This window comes from Microcoleus sp. Pol12B5, from assembly GCF_036701335.1.
Taxonomy (GTDB): domain Bacteria; phylum Cyanobacteriota; class Cyanobacteriia; order Cyanobacteriales; family Microcoleaceae; genus Microcoleus.
Map to the genome: position 1 here is coordinate 1 of NZ_JAUBQQ010000054.1, position 20,253 is coordinate 20,253.

The 20,253-nt window shown below is 46.8% G+C and carries 12 protein-coding genes and 1 pseudogene; 6 read left to right on the forward strand and 7 right to left on the reverse strand.

The features are described 5' to 3' along the window. Window positions 1–68: 68 nt before the first annotated feature. A pseudogene (locus QUA24_RS19925) lies at window positions 69–1,094 on the forward strand (CHAT domain-containing protein); the annotation flags it as partial. Window positions 1,095–1,142: 48 nt separating this feature from the next. Here QUA24_RS19925 and QUA24_RS19930 read toward each other — a convergent pair. Together QUA24_RS19930 and QUA24_RS19935 are read right to left on the reverse strand one after the other, a co-directional pair. Further along, on the reverse strand, window positions 1,143–3,101 hold the full coding sequence (locus QUA24_RS19930; RefSeq protein ID WP_333231509.1) for a cation:proton antiporter domain-containing protein: 1,959 nt from the start codon (window positions 3,099–3,101) through the stop codon (window positions 1,143–1,145). Window positions 3,102–3,636: 535 nt separating this feature from the next. Beyond that, the gene (locus QUA24_RS19935) at window positions 3,637–4,917 is read right to left on the reverse strand and encodes a GH25 family lysozyme (RefSeq protein ID WP_333231511.1); all 1,281 of its coding nucleotides are present in this window, start codon (window positions 4,915–4,917) and stop codon (window positions 3,637–3,639) included. 112 nt (window positions 4,918–5,029) lie between these two features. Between QUA24_RS19935 and QUA24_RS19940 the strand changes: the two genes are divergently transcribed. Beyond that, window positions 5,030–5,524: a DUF427 domain-containing protein gene (locus QUA24_RS19940; RefSeq protein ID WP_333231513.1), complete on the forward strand. Its 495-nt coding sequence runs from the start codon at window positions 5,030–5,032 to the stop codon at window positions 5,522–5,524. Window positions 5,525–5,919: 395 nt separating this feature from the next. After that, window positions 5,920–7,029, forward strand: a complete 1,110-nt coding sequence (locus tag QUA24_RS19945; protein ID WP_333231514.1) for a diguanylate cyclase — start codon at window positions 5,920–5,922, stop codon at window positions 7,027–7,029. Window positions 7,030–7,080: 51 nt separating this feature from the next. Here QUA24_RS19945 and QUA24_RS19950 read toward each other — a convergent pair whose 3' ends face one another. After that, window positions 7,081–7,320 (reverse strand): helix-turn-helix transcriptional regulator, encoded by a 240-nt coding sequence (locus QUA24_RS19950; protein WP_333165168.1) that lies wholly within the window; start codon window positions 7,318–7,320, stop codon window positions 7,081–7,083. Between the two features lie 186 nt (window positions 7,321–7,506). Next, complete coding sequence (locus QUA24_RS19955) at window positions 7,507–8,523, reverse strand: methyltransferase domain-containing protein (RefSeq protein ID WP_333231516.1); 1,017 nt, start codon at window positions 8,521–8,523, stop codon at window positions 7,507–7,509. A 584-nt stretch (window positions 8,524–9,107) separates the two neighbouring features. Between QUA24_RS19955 and trxB the strand changes: the two genes are divergently transcribed. The 3 genes from trxB (at window position 9,108) to rpoD (ending at window position 14,651) form a co-directional block, all read left to right on the forward strand. Continuing rightward, a complete protein-coding gene (gene trxB / locus QUA24_RS19960; protein ID WP_333231518.1) occupies window positions 9,108–10,478 on the forward strand; it encodes a thioredoxin-disulfide reductase in 1,371 nt (456 codons plus the stop codon). Window positions 10,479–10,748: 270 nt separating this feature from the next. Further along, a complete protein-coding gene (locus QUA24_RS19965; protein WP_333231520.1) occupies window positions 10,749–11,633 on the forward strand; it encodes an ABC transporter permease in 885 nt (294 codons plus the stop codon). Window positions 11,634–13,484: 1,851 nt separating this feature from the next. Beyond that, complete coding sequence (gene rpoD, locus QUA24_RS19970) at window positions 13,485–14,651, forward strand: RNA polymerase sigma factor RpoD (protein ID WP_333212954.1); 1,167 nt, start codon at window positions 13,485–13,487, stop codon at window positions 14,649–14,651. 214 nt (window positions 14,652–14,865) lie between these two features. Here rpoD and QUA24_RS19975 read toward each other — a convergent pair whose 3' ends face one another. From QUA24_RS19975 to QUA24_RS19985, 3 genes are all read right to left on the reverse strand, one after another. Further along, on the reverse strand, window positions 14,866–15,018 hold the full coding sequence (locus tag QUA24_RS19975; RefSeq protein ID WP_172186457.1) for a chlorophyll A-B binding protein: 153 nt from the start codon (window positions 15,016–15,018) through the stop codon (window positions 14,866–14,868). A 121-nt stretch (window positions 15,019–15,139) separates the two neighbouring features. Further along, window positions 15,140–16,576, reverse strand: a complete 1,437-nt coding sequence (locus tag QUA24_RS19980; RefSeq protein ID WP_333231521.1) for an ATP-binding cassette domain-containing protein — start codon at window positions 16,574–16,576, stop codon at window positions 15,140–15,142. Between the two features lie 218 nt (window positions 16,577–16,794). Further along, window positions 16,795–19,347: a DNA topoisomerase (ATP-hydrolyzing) gene (locus tag QUA24_RS19985; protein ID WP_333231522.1), complete on the reverse strand. Its 2,553-nt coding sequence runs from the start codon at window positions 19,345–19,347 to the stop codon at window positions 16,795–16,797. Window positions 19,348–20,253 lie beyond the last annotated feature (906 nt).

Below are 20,253 nucleotides of genomic sequence, written 5' to 3' on the forward strand. Positions count from 1 at the left end.
TCTAATTAACTCATAATTTTGCCTGGAATATCATTCTACTATGTATTTGTGTAATTAATTCTGTCTAACTACTTATCTGGGTAATTCAACCCACGGGCGAAATCACGTTCCGCCAAGTTGACCTCCAACCCCTTTGGCAAAAACACAACGCCTCTCTAGCCAGCTTAATTATTGGCAATCAAGAATTCCTCGCTGTCCGCAGTCGCAGCAGTTTTGGCTCCACCCAACCCCAACCCGACTTACCAACACTGCATCAACTGCTGATCGAGCCGATTGCCAGCCTCTTACCCAAAGATCCCGATGCCCGCGTCATTTTCATTCCCCAAGGTTCCCTGTTCCAAGTGCCCTTCCCCGCCCTGCAAGATGAAGGCGGCACTTACTTAATCGAAAAACACACCATTCTCACGGCCCCTTCGATTCAAGTATTGGATTTGACTCGACAGCAACGACAGAAGCTAGCACAGAAGCAATCCCACAGCGGCAGCGCTCTAGTATTGGGCAATCCCACGATGCCGATCGTGTCTGCCTATCTGGGAGCTCCCAAACAGCAATTGTCTCCTCTACCTGGGGCTGAAGCAGAAGCTAGAGCGATCGCGCCTCTGCTCAATACTCAAGCGATCTTAGGCGCTCAAGGCACAAAAGCTGCGATCGTCCAAAAAATGCCCCAAGCATCGATTATTCATCTGGCAACGCATGGATTGCTCGATGATGTGCGCGGATTGGGAAGTGCGATCGCTATGGCTCCTTCTGGTAGCGATGACGGCTTATTGACCGCAGAAGAGATTTTCGATATGAAACTGCAAGCAAGCTTAGTCGTTTTGAGTGCCTGCAACACTGGAGAAGGCAGAATTACCGGGGATGGGGTGATTGGCTTGTCGCGCGCTTTGATTTCGGCAGGAGTGCCGAGTGTAATTGTTTCTTTATGGGCGGTTCCCGATGCGCCGACATCCGAATTGATGCAGTCGTTTTACCAAAATTTGCAAAATAATCCCGACAAAGCGCAGGCATTGCGGCAGGCAATGTTAACCACGATGAAAACTCATCCCCAGCCACGAAATTGGGCGGCATTTACTTTAATTGGGGAGGCAGAGTAAGGACGATCGCGACAAGCAGATTATAGAGTACGATCGGGATACTAACCCTTACCGCGAAACTGGCGGCTGCAAAACTTTAGCATCCTTTGCTATTTCCGCTGACTCCAAAACCTCCTCTAAAACCGGAGAAGGAATCGGCACTTCTTCAACTACCTGATGCTTTTCCAAAGTCAAACGAGACTGAGACGAACCAGACAATCTTTTCAACAATTTCGGTGTCGGATCGTACAGCAAATAAATAATTCGATCGCCTGCTTGCCAAATCTGGGTCGCCGACACTACTTGCAAGTATCCCTGCCTTTCCACCAGCAACGGCGCCAACTCCCCGGCTTTAACCAAAGCTTGTAAGTGAGCAATCTGAAACTGCAATCCCTCTGTTTTTAACTCAGTTTCCCCCAATTTCACTTCACCGTCGCTTAAATATTCGTTCCAATCCTTCAGCGATAAATCGGAGACAAAGGCTTGATTGATTTTAGTCGGATTTGCAGGCGTATTTGCTTGCGGATCTTTGGGGAACATTGCCAAAACCCTCGGCGGTGCAAACTCTTCTGCTGCTCGCTGAGCTAACACTAAGTTTACCTCGCCGTTGTTAGTCATTGCCAAAAAAGTTCCCATCGATTCCAGTCCGGCTTCTTCTAACACACTGTGATCCAGAGCACTGCTCAAAAACACCCGCAAACCCTCTCGTTCTGCTTGTGCACAAGCTTCCGGGTTCGTGTCAATAATTGCCACCGATTCTCCGCGTTCTTGAAACAAGCGAGCAATTAATCTGCTCAAAGGATTTGACCCGACAATTGCAGCACCGGTTGCCGATTTTGAGGTGACGCCCAACAGTTGAGCCATCCGTCCGGCGGTTAGTCCCTGGACGAAAACTGTCATAATAATTGTTAGGAAAACTAAGGCTTTAATCGAGTCGCCGCCGTTGATTCCCCGCTGGGTGAGCAAAATTGCAAATAAAGATGCGATCGACGCTGAGACAATTCCCCTCGGCGCTACCCAACAAACAAATAATTTCTGCCGCCAATTCAGTCCGCTGTTCCAAGTACACACCCAAACGTTTATCGGCCGCACTACCCACATTAAAGCTAAAACTGTAAACAAACTTCCCCAACCGAGGGCGACCACACTAGCGAGGGATAAATCGGCCGCCAGCAGCACGAACAGCATGGAAATAGCCAGGACTGTCAGTTGACCTTTAAACCTCCTCAGCAGCCTTTCTTCCGGCACAGCAGCGGCTCTGAGGACGATGCCGGAGAGGACTGTTGCCATCAGTCCCGATTCACTGCGGATTTCTTCTGCTAAGCCGAAAAATCCCCATAAACTGGCTAACACTACTAAGTTTTTGAGGTCTTCGGAGAGAAATTGCGATCGCTTGAGAAGGAATCCCAGCAGCCAACCTCCCACAACTCCGACGAGTGCGCCAACGAAGAGTCGCACGATTAAATCTCGGAACAAAACGAGCAAATCAGCATTGCCGTTTAAAATAATATTCAGCACCAATACTGCCAGAATTGCCCCGACTGGATCGATTAAAACGCCTTCTGCTTCTAGCAAGGCGGCAACTTTTTTGTCAACGGATACTTGTTTGAGCAAAGGGCCGATTACTGTCGGGCCTGTGACGACTACTAGAGAAGCATACAGAAATGCGATCGGCCAGGGGAATTCCCCCAACCAGTGTGCGGCCATTCCGCCGCCTATTAGCGTAATTAAAGTGCCTACGGTAACTAAATTGCGGATGCTGCCGGAAAGTTTGCCCAAATCTCGCAATTCCAAATTCAAGCCGCCTTCAAACAGAATTAAAGCTACGCAAAGGGATACCATAACTTCCAAACCGCTGCCCAGCAGATTCGGGTGCAGCACTCCCAAGCAGTCTGGGCCGGCTAAAATGCCAAACAACAGCAAAAAGACGATCGCCGGAACTTTCAGATAGGCGGCGAGAACTTGAGCGCTGATGCCACAGATGACGGTCATGACCATCAACTGGGTGATGTTAAAGGGGATTTCCATAGATATAATTGTTACAGGCTGCCCGCTCAGTTTTAAATGTTCGATCGCGGGTAATTGGAGTGCAGGCGCTATTTTCGGCGCAGCTTACAAACTCGGCACGGCCCTGGATTTTTCCCAATAAGATTAAAAAAACTTGATAGTCGCTATAACTTTATCAGATAATTCTATTGGCGTCAAAGATGGCAGTAAGCTGTAGCTAAGCGAGAGATTGTCTGTTATGTTAGAGAGTTGGACGGGGATGCGGGCACAGAGGGATAGGATTTGACGAATTTTGATGGGGAGTCATTCGATTTTAGATTTTAGATTTTGGATTGACCCCACGGATAAATTCGGAGGCTTGAGGATTTTAGATTTTCGATTTGGGATTGATTCCACGGATAAATCACGTGGCGCGTACCACCTTTGAAATTCGCTTGTCAATCTCAAATCTCAAATCTCAAATAGCAAGAGTTGTCGGCTTTCCAATTACAGAGCGATCAAACCCCCAAATTTATCTGTGGAGTCAATCTCCCATCTAAAATCTCCCATCTATAATCTATAATCGACTGGCATTCTGCCACCTGCGAAAAAACTCCGAGAGAATGGCCGGCGAAATTCGCCCTTCCAGCCAATCTAAAGCCTGGTTTTGCTGGGGTGCGGCCCGATAAAATTTGCACGCATCTATCAGCCGAATCGGAGAATTAGTGACAATAGATTGAGATCGCCATTTTTGTGCAAACTCGTTAATAATAGCCGGAGAAAGTTGTTTTTGCAGCCAATCTAAAGCTTGGTCTTGTTGTGCTAAACCGCGATAAAATTTGCCCACATCTATCAATCGCAAATTACTGTCTTGAGGTAAGGTAGTTGCCCGCCATTTTTGAGCAAATTCCCCTAAAACAGAGGTAGAAACTTGACTTTGCAGCCAAATTAAGGCAGTATCTTGGCTAGCCTTAGCTTGATAAGACGAGAATACCTGAGTCAGCCGCACGTCTGATATGGGAGGAGGAGTCGGAGTGGGAGTCGGCTGCGGAGTGGGTGTCGGGGCTGGAGGGGGAACAATTACTTTGGGAGATTTTCGCATCAAAGCGGCCCAGGTTTTGAGGCTGGCAATACCGTCTGGATTGAGACCTTGAAATTTCTGAAACGAGATGAGCGCCGCTGTGGTGGTAGCTCCAAATTTGCCGTCCATCGCGCCTTGATAGAAACCTTTAATTCTTAATTCCTTCTGGATGTCTGCAACTTTATAACTTACGGCGCCTTCTCGGACGCTTTCAAAAATATTGGTGTCTACATTGCCCGATACGCCTGACACGGTGCCTGTGTCGCTGTACTGCCAAAAAGTCCAAGTTTTCCAGCCACCGGGCACCCAAGGTTCCTCAGCACTGGTATAGTGAGCAATCCACAGTGGGTAATCGGCAAACCGTGTTGTCCCCAGGTTGTCCCAGAAACCGGGGTAAGTGTAGATAATCGGCCGCATCAAGGTGGCTTTTTCGACTGCTTCTAACCAAATTGCGGCTCGATCGCACAATTGAGTCGCACTCAAACCCCCTGTAGTTTCCATATCCAAGACTGGCGGTAAATCCCCCGGTTCGAGTTTTACAGTTTTCAAGAACAAATCTATTTGTCCTTGAATGCTGCTTGCAGGTTGAAAAAAGTGGTAAGCACCGCGTTGAATCCCCGCCGCTTTCATCGCCGCCCAATTGCGAGTGAAAGTTTGGGCAACGAACGTTGCACCTTCGGTCGATTTGACAAAACTGAAGGTAATACCATCCCGCGCAACGGCTGGCCAATTGACATTGGGCTGGTAGTCGGAAACATCTATACCGCGGATACTCATATTACCAAGAGTTGATAAAAGCTGGTTTGCTCTGAAGCAGCGACTCGATTAAGGGTACATTAAATTGTAATGCTAAGTCGCTAAGTGTTTTTTTGCAGTGGAGATTGTGCGAATGAACTTCGATCGAATAGAGCCCGGCCCTGGTGAAGAGTCTGTTTGGGATTACCCGCGTCCCCCTCGGCTTGAGGCATCGACCAAACACGTACAGATAATTTTTAATGGAGTGACGATCGCCGACACGCGCCGTCCTCAGCGGGTATTGGAGACCAGTCACCCTCCTGCCTACTATATCTGCCCCGATGACATCAAAATGGAATATTTGCACAAAACTTTACGGGGTTCTTGGTGCGAGTGGAAGGGACAAGCCGGTTATTACAATGTGACGGTAGAGTCGAAAGAAGTAGTAAATGCGGCTTGGTTTTATCCCAATCCTAATCAGGTTTTTGCAGCTATTAAAGATTATGTGGCTTTTTATCCAAGCAAAATGGATGCCTGTTATGTGGACGGGGAATTAGTGCAATCTCAACCAGGGGATTTTTACGGCGGCTGGATTACCAAAGATATTGTCGGCCCGTTTAAGGGAGGGGAAGGAACTTGGGGGTGGTGAGGGAGTTTTGAGTTTTGAGTTGAGGACAGTGGCAGACACCGCGTTTTTTTTACGCAAAACCTCGTTACAGCCTCGACCTCGGTTTCAAAACCAGGTTTCTTGAGTTTGCCTGCACCATCAATGAGTTGAGGAATGGCGCAAAAATTGTTTTTTTTACGCCGTAAAAATCCTAGTAAAAAATTGAGTAAAAAATCCCGAATAATTCAATAAATCGGGAATTTAGTGAGCATGAATCAAGGCAAGGCAGCTACCGCAAAAACTAACGCAGCAGCTTCTTCCATTATTAAAAAATAGTATAGTAAAGATTACAGGTACTGGCAATAAATAAATAATTATATAATTTAATAGCTGACACTAGCTTTGTTGCTGGTTTATTGTTTATTCGGATCTGCGCTGTGTCTGTTGAATTTATTGAACCCTCTAACTCGCCCGAAAACTCACCCCAAAATTTATCTTTAGAGTCTACTCTTAAGGATATAGCTCTATTCAATTTCCAGGTTGACTCCTCATATCTCGCCAAAGAAGTAGCTCGGTTGTTCCAATCTCACCCGCTGCTTCCGGGAGTTATCTTAACCGTAAATGGGGAATTTTTAGGGATGATATCGCGTCGGCGATTTATGGAACGCATGAGCCGCCCTTACGGAGTAGATATATTTGCTTGCAGACCGATTATAGCCTTGTATCAAATAGCTCAAAGCGATATTTTAATTTTACCAGGAGTAGCCTTAATTGTCATGGCAGCTCAGCGCTCCGTGCAGCGACCGCCGGAACTGCTTTACGAGCCGATTGTTGTGCAGTTAGAACCTCAAGTTTACCAACTTTTAGACGTGCATCAACTCTGGGTAGCTTTATCCCAAATTCACCAACAAGCTACTTGGTCTATGAGCGAACTTTATTACAATTTATCGCTCACACAATCCGAGTTAGAAGCAGCTAATTCTCAATTAAAAGCAGCTAATTCCGAATTGTATCGCCTTGCCAACTTAGATGGCTTAACTCAGGTTGCCAACCGTCACTGTTTTAACGAATACTTAGAGAAAAAGTGGCAAGAATTGGCTGAAGCAGCATCAGAACTATCTTTAATTTTATGCGATGTAGACTTTTTTAAGAAATACAACGATACTTATGGACATCAGGCGGGAGATACTTGCTTGCAGCAGGTAGCCCAAGCTATTTTGGAAGCGGTAAATTACTCAACAGGCGAAGTTTCGGGCGAGAGTCTGGTAGCCCGTTACGGAGGCGAAGAATTTGCAGTGATTTTGCCTCGGACTTCACCGGAAATAGCTGTCTGGATTGCAGAGAAAATTCGAGTGTGGATTAAAGAACTAAAAATTGAACACGTTAATTCAGAGGTGTGTTCTCTCGTGACGCTGAGTTTGGGGGTAGCGAGTACGGTTCCTCGATCGTCCGCAGCACAAAAAAACTTGATTGCAGCGGCAGACCGCGCACTTTATCAAGCTAAAGACCGAGGGCGCGATCGAGTGATTTTAGATTTTAGATTTTAGATTGGAAAAAGTGAGCCACGGATTTATCCGTGGCTTGTTTAATGGTTTCCATCACAGATTGTCTGGCAAATCGCCGATCGACTTGCCGATGCTAGCCAGCAATTTCTCCAAAGCTTTCATCTGCTTGACGGTGAACGTGGGTACGTTCTTCCCCAAATCCCAACGGCTGATTGTTTGCGACGAAACGCCAAGCTCTCGCGCCAAATCTTCCTGACTCATCTCCAGTTCTTCCCTGAGCTTCTTCAAATGCGACTCTTCATCTTCAGGTCGCGGAACGGGCTTTTTCGGCATATCCTCGATCGCACATTTTTTATATAAGATGCTTAAGCATCTTACTTCCTTCCTCGGAGAAGATTATCTACTTCTGATTCTTCCTGAATTCTCGCGATATTTCACAGCAAGCGAGAGCCGAAAACTTGGCAGTCACGAGTCTAAGAATTTTATGAATAGGAGATATATCAGACGATCGCCCCGTGCCTACAAAGACTCACACCAAGCACGCTCCGCCGTCCAGTGTCTGTCTGAAGATTCATAAATCCTCAACCCATCCAACCCGGCATTTTGGATCATCTCCTCAACTTCATCCAGCGTAAATGCTGCTTGCAACGAATCGCTGAATAACTGTTTCTGATGCCCGTTGCAATCTCCCGCATACAGATTGACTAAATTATCCCTGATTTCCGCTTTTTCCGGCCGCAGCAAATCCCGCAAAAAAATTGCTCCCTGCGGCTTCAACACCCGCTTGACTTCCTGGAAAAACGGCAGGGGATCGGGCAAATGGTGGATAATGCTGTTAGAAATCACCATGTCAAAATAACTGTCTGGATACGGCATGGCTTTAGCATCGATCAGTTCCAGCTTAATTTGCGATCGCACGCCCGCCTTTTCCACATTTTGGGCCCCCACTTTCAGCATATTTGCCGACAAATCGATGCAAGTCAATTTCCATACTGGCCGCAGTTGACAAAGGGCGATCGGAATTCTCGCCGTACCCGTCCCCGCATCCAAAACGTTTCCAAAAACCGGCCCCAACGCCGCAGCACTCTGAGCAAAAGCAGCATTAACCTCAGTAAAGTCCATCGAATCGTATTCGATCGCCTCTTCCAAGGAATCCATCACTTCCGGTTCCAAAACTCGCTGCATAAAATTTATCTCGTTATCTGGCATTTCCATATAGGGGCTGAGTTTTTCCTGCAAAAGCTCGACTAACTCCGGTTCCATATATTCGTAATTGTCCGGGATTTGCAGGCAAATAACTTTCTTGCCTTCGAGACTTTCCGGAAATTTGCTGCGAAGTCGATCGCCGTGCTTCTTCTCCATCACAAATATCAAATCCGCCCAGCCCAGCAAACCCTCAGTTACTCTAATTCTTGCACCTTTTTCCGTTCCCGCCGATCGCACGCTGTAGCCGCTAACATTCTCGCATATCTTCTCAGCAGTCAAACTTCTCCATTTATTCTGGCTGCACACAAACAATATCTTGGTTTTATCCATCTAGACACAATTACAAAATTCTATGTTTATCGTGGCACAGGCGTCCCGCCTGTGCTTCCAAAGCGGTTAAAAATTTCCTTCTAATTTTCCCCCGATCGCACCTTGCATACCACAAATACTGTATTTTGTCAAATTTGGCAAAATCTGCGTTACAATTCTTAAACCATAAAATGCGGATTTTGCATAAAAAATTGTACTTATTACATTTGCGAATTCGTTAATTTTACGATTTTAAAAGCTTGCAGCGTCCAAAAGTCAAATTAGTCATAATGCCCCTGGATTGTGAAAATCGTACCACAAGCCTCAAAGCAAGTAAATAGGTAAAATAATTGAGAATGAAGTCAATAATTTTGGTCGCCTTTAGATTTTCTTAAGATTTCAGCCGTCAAAATAGATCGAACATTTAAAACTAAATCAACTTTTAGATTGTTTTTACTTATTAAAGTAGCTGGAATTGCCCCGAAGACCGATCGACCCTCAACAATAGATACAGATCCTCGATCGCACAATGGCATCCAACCAAACTCGATCGAACTCTGCTAAAATTAGTAAAACGAAGTCGTTATGAGTTTAATTAAATAGCTATGACCAACGAAACCGTAGAAAACCTAGTAATTATCGGCTCAGGCCCAGCAGGCTACACAGCAGCAATCTACGCCGGGAGAGCCAACCTGAAACCCGTAGTGTTTGAAGGCTACCAAATGGGAGGTATTCCCGGCGGTCAACTGATGACCACCACAGAAGTCGAAAACTTCCCCGGCTTTCCCGAAGGCATCACCGGGCCGCAACTGATGGATCGGATGAAAGCTCAAGCAGTGCGCTGGGGTGCCGAATTATACACAGAAGATGTGATTGCGGTGGATTTGACCAAGCGGCCGTTTACAGTGAGATCGGAAGACAGAGAAATTAAAACCCACACGATAGTAATCGCTACAGGCGCGACGGCGAAAAGGCTGGGGCTGCCTAGCGAACACGTATTTTGGAGTCACGGCATTTCTGCCTGTGCGATTTGTGACGGCGCTACCCCAATTTTTAAAGGCGTAGATTTAGCTGTCATCGGCGCAGGCGACACCGCAGCGGAAGAATCTATTTATTTGACAAAATACGGCTCTCACGTACATATGCTGGTGCGGCGCGATCAAATGCGCGCCAGCAAAGCCATGCAAGACCGAGTGCTGAGTAATCCCAAAATTACCGTGCACTGGAACACCGAAGCACTGGATATTTTGGGCGAAGCGGGCGGCAAAATGGACGGGGTGAGACTTAGAAATATCGTGACGGGCGCTGAGAGCGATTTGCTGGTGAAAGGATTGTTTTATGCGATCGGTCACACTCCCAACACTCAACTTTTCCAAGGTCAGCTAGAACTCGACGAAGTAGGCTATATCGCCACAAAACACGGTTCGGTAGAAACCAGCGTCGAGGGAGTTTACGCCGTCGGCGACGTGCAAGACCACGAGTTTCGCCAAGCCATCACCGCAGCCGGCAGCGGTTGTATGGGTGCGATGCTGGCAGAACGTTGGCTGTCAGTCAACGGTTTAACGCAAGAATTCCATCAAACCGAGGAATCCGAGCAACCCACAGCAGCGCCGGAAGCTCCAAAAGTACGCAAAACCAGCGAGAACTTTGATATCCAAGACACGCGCCACGAAGGAGGTTATGCTTTGCGGAAGTTGTTCCACGATAGCGATCGACTGATTGTGGTCAAATATGCCTCTCCGAGTTGCGGCCCTTGCCACAGCCTCAAGCCGATTTTGAGCAAAGTAGTAGATGAGTTCGAGGGCAAAATCCACTACGTGGAAATTGACATCGAAGAAGATCCAGAAATTGCTGAAAATGCTGGCGTGATGGGTACGCCCACGATTCAGTATTTCAAAGACAAAGCTTTGGTGACTGAGCTCAAGGGAGTTAAGCCGAAAAGCCAGTACCGCGAGTTAATTGCCAGTAATTTGTAGGAATTCGATCGATTTTAGATTTGAGGTGTGCCAAGAGAGATTTTTCCTAAACTCAACTTGCGTCCCACCTGCCAAAAACCCGGTTTCTCCCCTGCGCGTCAGTCCCGTGCAGGGGAGAAATTGGGTTTTTTTTAGCCCCATCGCGCGAAAAAACCCCGGTTTGTCGCGAGTGTTTGGCGAATGAGAAAGAGGATTTTTGACTGTTCCGGGTTTTTTCGCCTGAGTGCTACTAAAATCTAAAAGTCTTTCTTATATTGGTCGATCGTCATTATGGCTCAAAGCCGCCTCCGACTGCCGCGATTTCTCAACAGTGCCTCACCGTCAAGCCTGTCAATGAAAATGATGTGGGCAGGTTTGACAATAACTGCCGTGTTTGTATTAGTAGCCACCTTGTCTCCAGCTATGCAAGCTTGGGGATGGCTGCAAAATCCTACTGAGGCTTTGATTAACCCCATCCACGAACCGCCGTCGGCGAATTATTGGTTCGGTACTAGCCGCAGCGGCTATGATGTGTTTTCCCGCACGCTGTTTGCTTCTCGGGCGGCTTGGCAAGTGGTAATTTTAGCCACTGCTTTGAGTTTGTTTATCGGTGTGCCACTGGGTTTGGTTAGCGGTTATTTGGGCGGTAAGCTCGATCGAGTGTTGTTATTTTTAATGGATACAATTTATACTTTGCCGGGGCTGCTGCTTTCTTTGACGCTAGCATTTGTAGTGGGAAAAGGAGTTTTGAATGCTGCGATCGCCCTGAGCATTTCCTACATCCCTCAATACTACCGCGTCGTCAGGAATCACACCGTCAGCGTCAAAACCGAATTATTTGTCGAAGCCGCGCGAGCAATGGGTGCTGACACTTGGACAGTGCTTTCGCGCTACCTGTTTCTCAATGTGATTCAGAGCGTACCGGTGCTGTTTGCGCTCAACGCTGCCGATGCAATTTTAACATTAGGAGGTTTGGGATTTCTCGGTTTGGGACTTCCCGAAGCAACTCCCGAATGGGGACACGACTTGCGTTTAGCTTTAGATGCGCTACCTACTGGCGTTTGGTGGACGGCTTTATTTCCCGGTTTGGCGATGACTTTAATGGTGGTGGGATTGTCTTTGGTGGGGGAAGGATTAAACGAGTTTGTTAATCCTCGCCTGCGGAATCAGCAGTAATCTGTCTTGGGGTTAAATTAAGTTCGCAGTTAGGACTTTAGTGGTTATTCAGCAATATAACAAAAACTGAAGTCCTGACTACAAACACACGCTCTAAAGAGATGGTAATATCAGCCCGATTAATTAATTACTAAATCTTTCTCTCAATAAGTTTAATTCTTTCTAGTAAACCTTCGTTAGGTTGTCAATATAGACAGGGAGCCGAAATTTTTCTTGATAGCGTCATCCCCTAACGGTCAAGCCACATAATTTAAACCAGAGTAGAGGATAAAGCGAGACTCTGTGCTTTCGGAGGACACGCTGTAAATAATAACAAAATTTTGAGCATCGCACTAACGTCCTACCGTTCCATTGCTTTAAGTATCCTGAAGTTGAGGCCTTCTCTAACCATAGCAAGCACATCGCTAACTGGATAAATTTTTCTTCCCTGGCAGAGTTATCATCGGCAGGCAGTTGCAGCAACGTCGGCTGTGGCTTTTTTTCCGTCTGCTTGAAATTATCAAGACAATTCGGGAATAGTACCTAAAATTGATGGAATGAGTTTATTGAATCTTCACACTGTCACAATGTATTTAAAGGAATCGTGAAGTTATACTTCCGGGAGATGTCGAATTGTATTGTTTGTGAGACCGTGCGATCGCGCAAGTGCGAACCGAAAGCCAAAAATTTTAGAGAAGTCCGCAGCCTAGAGTTGGGCGGCGGGTTAACTCTCAGTAGAATTTATCCTGGTGGTTTTTGCCATGGACGCGACAAACTCGTGTCGAACTGCTTAAATAAGAATGTGACGTTAAGAACTTAATGTGATTTAACGTGAAAATTAAACCCAATTTCTGAGATTTGAGCTAACTTAACAATGAAAGCCCCTGTTGCACTACTCAACCCGCAACGCTTCATTGGGGGTCAGAGTCGGTCTTTAATCCAGAGTTACCGACTTAAAACTAAAGCTACGAGCTTTATTCAATCGCAGATTGCGTATGATTCAATTCAGGGAAACAGGGTAATGATGGGTGTATCTACACGGATTGTATTGGTTCCCATTTGGGCAACTCAAAAATTGTCTGCTAACTGTCTGGCCAACTACGCCGCAGCCGTTCACCCAGATATACGCAGAAAACAGGGCCGTTTGATCGTGCCAAAGTTTTTGCGGGCCGTTCTCAGGATTTAGCAGAGCCGGACATGAGTTAGTATTGTCAAGCTAAGCTGACAGAGTTTTCCTAGTTCTTGACCAACAATGGAAAACAACTTCCATTTTTTGTGAGAAAGGCTACAATCGGGAAGGTCTTTGCAAGATCCGATTCTCCCCGTTTGGTGCTTCAACCCTCTGCTGTTGCATTTGAGGCAGCAGACCGGCATCCAAGGTGGCGAAAACTTGCCGTGCAACTGTCATGTCTGACAACCAGAGTGAAAGCAAGGCGAATCAAAAGTTCGACACCTCCAATACAAAAGTTAGAGGGTTCCGTGCGGGAAAACTTGTACGGGTAAAAGCTCGAAGTACCGAGTAAAAAAGCCAGTATTTTTGGAAGTGTGATCGATCGCACTTCATGGTTTGCTTCTCTGGGCAAGGTATTGCAGATGATGTGGTAACTCGCTCCGAAAGAAAAAGCCGCTAGCTCAATTTAAGGTCGCGATGTTAAAATCTGCGATCAATTGAATGCGCTGACTGCTTCAAACCAGAACTCGAACCGTGACTCATAAAACAGGTGCAGTTTCGGTAACAAATTCAGCTAGCAGACCAAAAATCCCACTATTTCTTCCTGCGGGAATGTCAATACTGGCTAACTTGTCTAAACTACAAACAGACACTATTCCACTGTTATTTATTCTTTAATTCAGGAGCATGAGGAAGACGGCATGATCCCAGCTAACACCGTACTCGCAACCACAATTACACCGGAAATGGAAACAATCGAGTTGCTTCGCAGCGCCGAAAGCGTTCTACCTGAGAGCGAGTTAGAACTCTTTATCGACGAAGAAGACGATCGAGAAGAATTCTTAGACTCTCAATCTGAGGAAGATCCTAAATCTGGCAAAGGCGCCAAAGCCCGCCGTCGGGCACAGGCAAAGAAAAAGCATTATACTGAAGACTCTATTCGTCTTTACCTGCAAGAAATCGGTCGGATTCGACTGCTGCGAGCTGACGAAGAGATTGAACTAGCACGCAAGATTGCAGATTTGCTGGAATTAGAGCGAGTTCGAGAACAACTGCTCGAAGAGTATAACCGCGAACCCAAAGACAGCGAATGGGCGAATGCTGTAGATATGGCACTTCCTGCATTCCGTCACCGACTCCACGTCGGTCGTCGGGCCAAGGAAAAAATGGTGCAATCAAACCTGCGTTTGGTGGTGTCGATCGCCAAAAAATACATGAATCGCGGTTTGTCTTTCCAAGATTTGATTCAGGAAGGCTCTTTGGGTCTGATCCGGGCCGCGGAAAAATTCGATCACGAAAAAGGCTACAAGTTTTCTACCTACGCAACTTGGTGGATACGTCAAGCCATTACCAGGGCAATCGCCGATCAATCGCGCACTATCCGCCTGCCGGTTCACCTTTATGAAACCATTTCGCGGATCAAAAAAACTACCAAACTCCTGTCTCAGGAAATGGGTCGCAAGCCTACGGAAGAAGAAATTGCTACCCGCATGGAGATGACGATCGAGAAGTTGCGGTTCATTGCTAAGTCCGCACAGTTGCCCATCTCTCTAGAAACTCCGATCGGCAAAGAGGAAGACTCACGTCTGGGAGATTTTATTGAATCTGACGGGGAAACACCAGAAGATCAAGTCTCGAAAAACTTGCTTAGGGAAGACTTGGAAAGCGTTTTGGATACTCTCAGCCCCCGAGAACGAGATGTACTGCGGCTGCGTTATGGGTTAGATGACGGACGGATGAAGACCTTGGAGGAAATTGGTCAAATCTTTAACGTCACTCGTGAGCGAATTCGCCAAATCGAGGCTAAAGCCCTGCGGAAGTTGCGCCATCCTAACCGCAACAGCATCTTAAAAGAATATATCCGCTAGAGTAATTTGCTAGCATCACCCAAAAGAGTGATTCGCACTCTTTTTTTTGGGGGGGAGACCCCCCGCCCCGGTTTGAGTTATAGCGGTTAAATTTTGTGCTGCTAGCTGCCCGGAGCAAGTGGCTATTTGCCGCCCAAATCCCGCTGCCAAAAATTAGGGAGTCCATTACGGAACTCCCAAACTTTGCAGTGTCACAAAATTCTTAACTACAAAATTACATCAGACCCCAAAAGTGCAGCAGGCCTTGACCGGAAACCAATTCGATGATGACAGCGGCAGAGAAACCAATCATCGCCAGACGACCGTTCCAATTTTCGGCTCCCTCGCTGAAGCCCCAGTTCCAAGCGTTGCGTTTTTGTTCTTGCATAGTGCGAACTCCTTTCGTTAACTTGTTTAAGGCTTATGTGAATAAATATAACATTCCTTGATAAAAATGCAAGCTTGTGATTAGTGATATCGGTCATCAAGGTCGATCGACCTTGATGATTTTACCTAACAGGAAAAATAGCCAACTCTGTATCAGGATCGAACAAGTGAATTTTGTCATGGGCGATGGCCAACCAAAGCTCCTCGCCAACTCGGATCGATCGCTCAGGAGGAACCCGCACTTGCATCCGCACTGCCGGAGCATCCGTCAAACAAACTCCCAAATAAGTTTCGTGTCCCAAAGCCTCTACAATTTCCACTTGTACCGAAAGATTTTTGGTAGCCGGAGGGTTAATACTCAGATGTTCCGGCCGAATGCCCAAAATTAGCTTTCGCCCGTCATATTGTTGTAGACTTTTTGCCCAAATATCGGGTAAAGTAAAGCGAAATTGCGGGTGAGAAATCAACAGCGGAGCACTAAATTCCACCGACAAAAAATTCATCGGCGGAGAACCGATAAACTCAGCAACAAACAAATTAGCAGGCTTATTGTAAAGCTCTAGAGGTCGAGCTACTTGCTGAAGCTGGCCTCTATTCATAATAGCAATCCGATCGCCCATAGTCATCGCCTCAGTTTGGTCGTGAGTCACATAAATAGTTGTAGTTCCCAACTGTCGCTGCAACTGCACAATTTGCGATCGAGTTTCCGCCCTCAATTTCGCATCAAGATTCGATAGCGGTTCGTCCATCAAAAAAACTTCAGGATTTCGAGCCATCGCCCTACCCAAAGCTACCCGCTGCTTTTGCCCTCCCGAAAGTTGTTTCGGCAAGCGATTTAAAAGAGATTCTATTTGCAATAATTCAGCTACCTTCAGAACTCGTTCTCCTACGGCCTTTTCCCGTTCCGATAAATAGCGCAAACCCAGAGGAAACTTGCGAGTCACTCCTCCTAAAAAGTCCTCAAACAAAGGATAAGCTAGATGAGTTTTAAAAGAATTAGAAGCTAAATAATTAATAGCCTCTTCTACCTTAATCCTTATTTTTTCTCCATTCTGGATGCTTCCTTCTTCTCCTTGTATTTTCCCCCTTATCCCTTCTACTTTCTTCCCTCTACCTTCTTCCTTCTTCCTTCTTCCTTCTTCCTTCTTCCTTCTTCCTTCTTCTTTCTCCCTTTCAGTTCGGCGCAATCCAAAGGCGAGATTATCGTAAACTGTTAAGTGAGGATAGAGAGCATAATTTTGAAATACCATAGCGATATCTCGGTCTTTAGGGGGCAAATCGTTAACCAGCCGATCGCCAACCCAAATATTGCCCGCAGTCAAAACTTCCAAACCGGCGATCGATCGCAGCAAAGTGCTTTTTCCGCAGCCAGAAGGCCCCACCAGCACCATGAATTCCCCGTCTTCGACCGTTAGGTTAATGCGCCGCAAAACGCTGTTAGACGCAGGGCGCTCGGCTATAGGCGAGACATTTTCTGCGACAGTGTTTGCTTCTTTTTCCTGTTCTCCTTGGCGGAGAGGAAAACTTTTGTAGATATTTTCTAATACAACTTGCGCCATTAAACAATTTTAGATTTTAGATTTTAGATTTTAGATTTTAGATTGGGGAATTGGGCATTGGGCATTGGTAATTGAGATATTCAAGGAAGGAGGAAGTTGGGGAACGAGCAGTGTACATGATTTAAATGATTTAACGGATGGATGTTGAAGTCAGAAGTCAGAGGTCACAAATCAGATTAATGCCCCATGACTATTGACTATTGACTATTGACTATTGACTATTGACTGCTGATAACTTTGATGATTCTTTCACCTGGATTTAGGTCAAAAACTTGATCGCCTGCAGCATCTTTCCCCCAAAAAGCTATAGCATCAATAGTCGATCGCAGCACGCGGCCAGAATTAGTAAAAAGTTTGACATCCGTACCCGGAACAGCCTGGAGCAAGCCAACTAAAGCATCTTTAGGCTCTGAGAAACGAAAAGCTTGAGTGCCAATTTCGCCCCGGTTAGTAAGTCTGACAGAACCTGCAGGCATTCGTTTTGCCCAACCCAACTCGGAAAATAGCACCAGACTGTCGTCCGGGTAGAGAGTGATGCAACCCACCAACTGTTCCTGCTTCCGCAACCTGGTTACTTGAGATCCCTGGGCCGCGCGGCCCATTGGCGGCAGTTGTTCATCATCAATCTCAAACCGAAGGACTCGGCCTCCTGAAGTGGCGATCGCCACTTGCTCGCCGACTTTAGCCAGACTCGCACAGCGCAGCCGATCGTCCTCCTTGAGTTTAACAACAGTAACGCCACGATTAGTCAAATCAGCAAATTCCTGCATCGCCAAGCGCTTAATTTTCCCTTGCTGAGTCAGAGTTACTAAATCCGCCGCCTCCGAATTTTCCGGCAAAATAAAGTGTGCGACTGTGATTTCCGACAAAGCGCGATCGGCACTGTCTTTAGTAGCACTCGGCGACAACAAACTGACGATCGGCGTTCCCCGGTCTTTGGCGCTACTACTAGGAATATCGGTCACTTTCAGCGGGTAAGCTTTGCCGTTAGGAGTTAAGACGACCAAAGTGCGATCGGTTTTCGTCAGATTTGCCGTCACAATAAAATCTTCATTTTTTTCTAAAGCTGAAACCGATTTTTCGCGACTTTTCGAGCGTGGCTTTTCCCCAGTTGGCAACCGTCGCACGTACTGCTTGTGCGAAAATTCAACAATAGTTTCCTCTGGCTCTAGAACGGGCAATAAGTTCGGCTGAATCGTTGCCGGCGACAACTGCTTGACCCCAGAATTTTTCTTACCAGAAAATTGTGATTCGGCGTTTGCTGCCCGTGCAGTTCCATTGGCGAATTTAGTGCGGCGGGGGTCAGCGTACTTGCGTTTGAGCGAGCGAAATTCCTTCTTTAAAGCCTTCAAAAGTTCGCGCCTGTCGCTCAACAACCGCTGCAATTCTTGAATATTAGCCATCAACTCATCAAACTCAGACTGCAAATTTTGCCTTTCCAAACCAGTCAGCCTACGCATAGGCATCGCCAAAATCGCATCAGCTTGACTTTCGCTCAAATTGAGGCGAACTTGCAAAGTTTGCTTAGCAGTAGAGCCGTCAGGAGAATTTCTGAGAATGTCGATCGCGGTATCAAGATTTGTCAAAGCCAACATTAAGCCTTGGACAATATGACAGCGGCGTTCAGCAGCCTGCAACTCGTAATTGTAGCGGCGGGTAAGAGTCACTTCCCGGAAATCCAGAAATTCCTGCAACAATTGTCTGAGGGTCAACTGTCGCGGTTGACCGTTGACAATTGCCAGCAAAATCGCGCCAAAATTTGTTTGCAGGTCAGTTTGCTGGTAAAGGCGAGCGAGAACCGCTTCTGGGGTAAATTCCCGCTTGAGTTCAATCACCACTCGAATCCCTTCGCGATCGCTCTCGTCACGCAAATCAGAAATACCGTCGAGGCGGCCAGCATTGACCAACTCCGCCACCTTTTCAATCCAAGCCGCCTTATTTACCTGAAACGGAAACTCCGTCACCACGATCGCCGTTTTAGTACGCACCTTGCGATTACCTGGCACTTCTTCCACCCCGGCCACACCCCTGACCGCAATGCTGCCTCGACCCTTAGTGTAGGCGTCAACAATGCCCTCTGTAGCGACAATTTCCCCTCCGGTTGGAAAATCCGGGCCCGGAATCAGTTCTATCAACTTCTCGTCGGGTAGTTCCGGGTTTTCAATCAAAGCAATTAAACCGTCTACCACCTCCCCCAAATTGTGCGGCGGGATATTAGTTGCCATCCCCACAGCAATACCCGTACAGCCATTGAGTAACAGAAACGGCAACTGAGCAGGCAGCGCCGTCGGTTCCTGCTGGGAACTGTCAAAGTTACCAGTAAAATCAACAGTTGCCTCGCCGACTTGGGTTAGCATAGCTTCGTGGGCGATCGGTGCCAGCCTCGTTTCCGTATAGCGCATAGCAGCGGCCGGATCATTGTCCACCGAACCGAAATTGCCGTGACCCGCCAGTAAAGGATAGCGGCTCGAAAACTCCTGAACCATGCGTACCAGAGCGTCGTAAACCGATTGGTCGCCGTGGGGGTGATATTTTCCCAAAACATCTCCAACTACCCGGGCGCACTTACGGTAAGGTCGGTCTGGCGTCAGACCGAGTTCGTGCATCGCATATAAAATTCGACGGTGAACTGGTTTTAAACCGTCGCGGACATCAGGCAAAGCTCGCCCGACGATCACACTCATGGCATATTCGAGGTACGATTGCTGCATCTCGGCGTGCAGAGGCGTAGAAATTACTTGTCCGGAAAGTAGGTTGAGTTGTTTAGCCATGAGTCCTTGTGTCCGTTAATTCCTGAGTGAAAACAGCCTCTGTCAATAATGCCGAGGTTCCCTGTCTCGATTGAAAAGCCTTTGCCGCAGGCGAACCGAAAGTTCGACCCAACCGCCCAGTTGAAGAATAAAAATAAACTTAACTTGTGAAAGCAGAATCAGAGTCCCGAAGACGGGCAACACTTGCCTCTTACTCTCCACTCTTACCCTAACCTCTATGTTGCCTTCATTTGTGCCTACCTGTCTATTTACCTTCTGCCGTGAGAAGGTTGATTCACAGGAGAACACGGAATGCCTAAAACTCAGAACCTAGTGAGGCTTTAGCTTTTCCTAGGAAAGCGTCACGAGGGACTTGAGTCCCCGTCAATCCATGATAGAATTTAATTGCAATTAGGAATAACCATCTACACGAAGAAATATTCTATTCAGGAGAAACCCCAGATTGATCTCGTCTCAGTACAGCCGTAGCGTGGATCAAGCAGCAATGGTAGACGATCGAGCTTATCGTATTTTGGAAGCGTGATGGACTCCGAAAGTATTAAAAAAGAAAAGTAAGCGGAATTGGAATATCTCTGGGACTGGTACTTGTTCTGATCGTGTAGAGGCGACTGGACTATGAGTGAAGTCCAAGTTTTGGGCTTATTCAACCACAGAACGTGGCCCTGACTCGCTGAGAGTGTCAAAAATGCCGATATTGATGAATTCATCAGTCAAAAGCTCTCCTGGCGATATCTCCTAGTCTGACAACCCCTTGATGAACGGAAGCCTCGATATTTTAAGCCGTTTTGAGGGGTTAAAACTGAGAATTAGGAATCTCCAACAATCCCCGCTAGATTCGCTACTCCGAATGCTGTGGCGACGGGAGTATGTGAATAAACATGGCTTGATTCTAGTGAGGAAGAAGGA

Bases quoted from the DNA above. Each gene is read 5' to 3' on its own strand.
- QUA24_RS19930 (WP_333231509.1), bottom strand. From the start codon at position 3,101: ATGGAAATCCCCTTTAACATCACCCAGTTGATGGTCATGACCGTCATC.
- QUA24_RS19935 (WP_333231511.1), bottom strand. From the start codon at position 4,917: ATGAGTATCCGCGGTATAGATGTTTCCGACTACCAGCCCAATGTCAAT.
- QUA24_RS19940 (WP_333231513.1), top strand. From the start codon at position 5,030: ATGAACTTCGATCGAATAGAGCCCGGCCCTGGTGAAGAGTCTGTTTGG.
- QUA24_RS19950 (WP_333165168.1), bottom strand. From the start codon at position 7,320: ATGCCGAAAAAGCCCGTTCCGCGACCTGAAGATGAAGAGTCGCATTTG.
- QUA24_RS19955 (WP_333231516.1), bottom strand. From the start codon at position 8,523: ATGGATAAAACCAAGATATTGTTTGTGTGCAGCCAGAATAAATGGAGA.
- trxB (WP_333231518.1), top strand. From the start codon at position 9,108: ATGACCAACGAAACCGTAGAAAACCTAGTAATTATCGGCTCAGGCCCA.
- QUA24_RS19965 (WP_333231520.1), top strand. From the start codon at position 10,749: ATGGCTCAAAGCCGCCTCCGACTGCCGCGATTTCTCAACAGTGCCTCA.
- rpoD (WP_333212954.1), top strand. From the start codon at position 13,485: ATGATCCCAGCTAACACCGTACTCGCAACCACAATTACACCGGAAATG.
- QUA24_RS19975 (WP_172186457.1), bottom strand. From the start codon at position 15,018: ATGCAAGAACAAAAACGCAACGCTTGGAACTGGGGCTTCAGCGAGGGA.
- QUA24_RS19980 (WP_333231521.1), bottom strand. From the start codon at position 16,576: ATGGCGCAAGTTGTATTAGAAAATATCTACAAAAGTTTTCCTCTCCGC.
- QUA24_RS19985 (WP_333231522.1), bottom strand. From the start codon at position 19,347: ATGGCTAAACAACTCAACCTACTTTCCGGACAAGTAATTTCTACGCCT.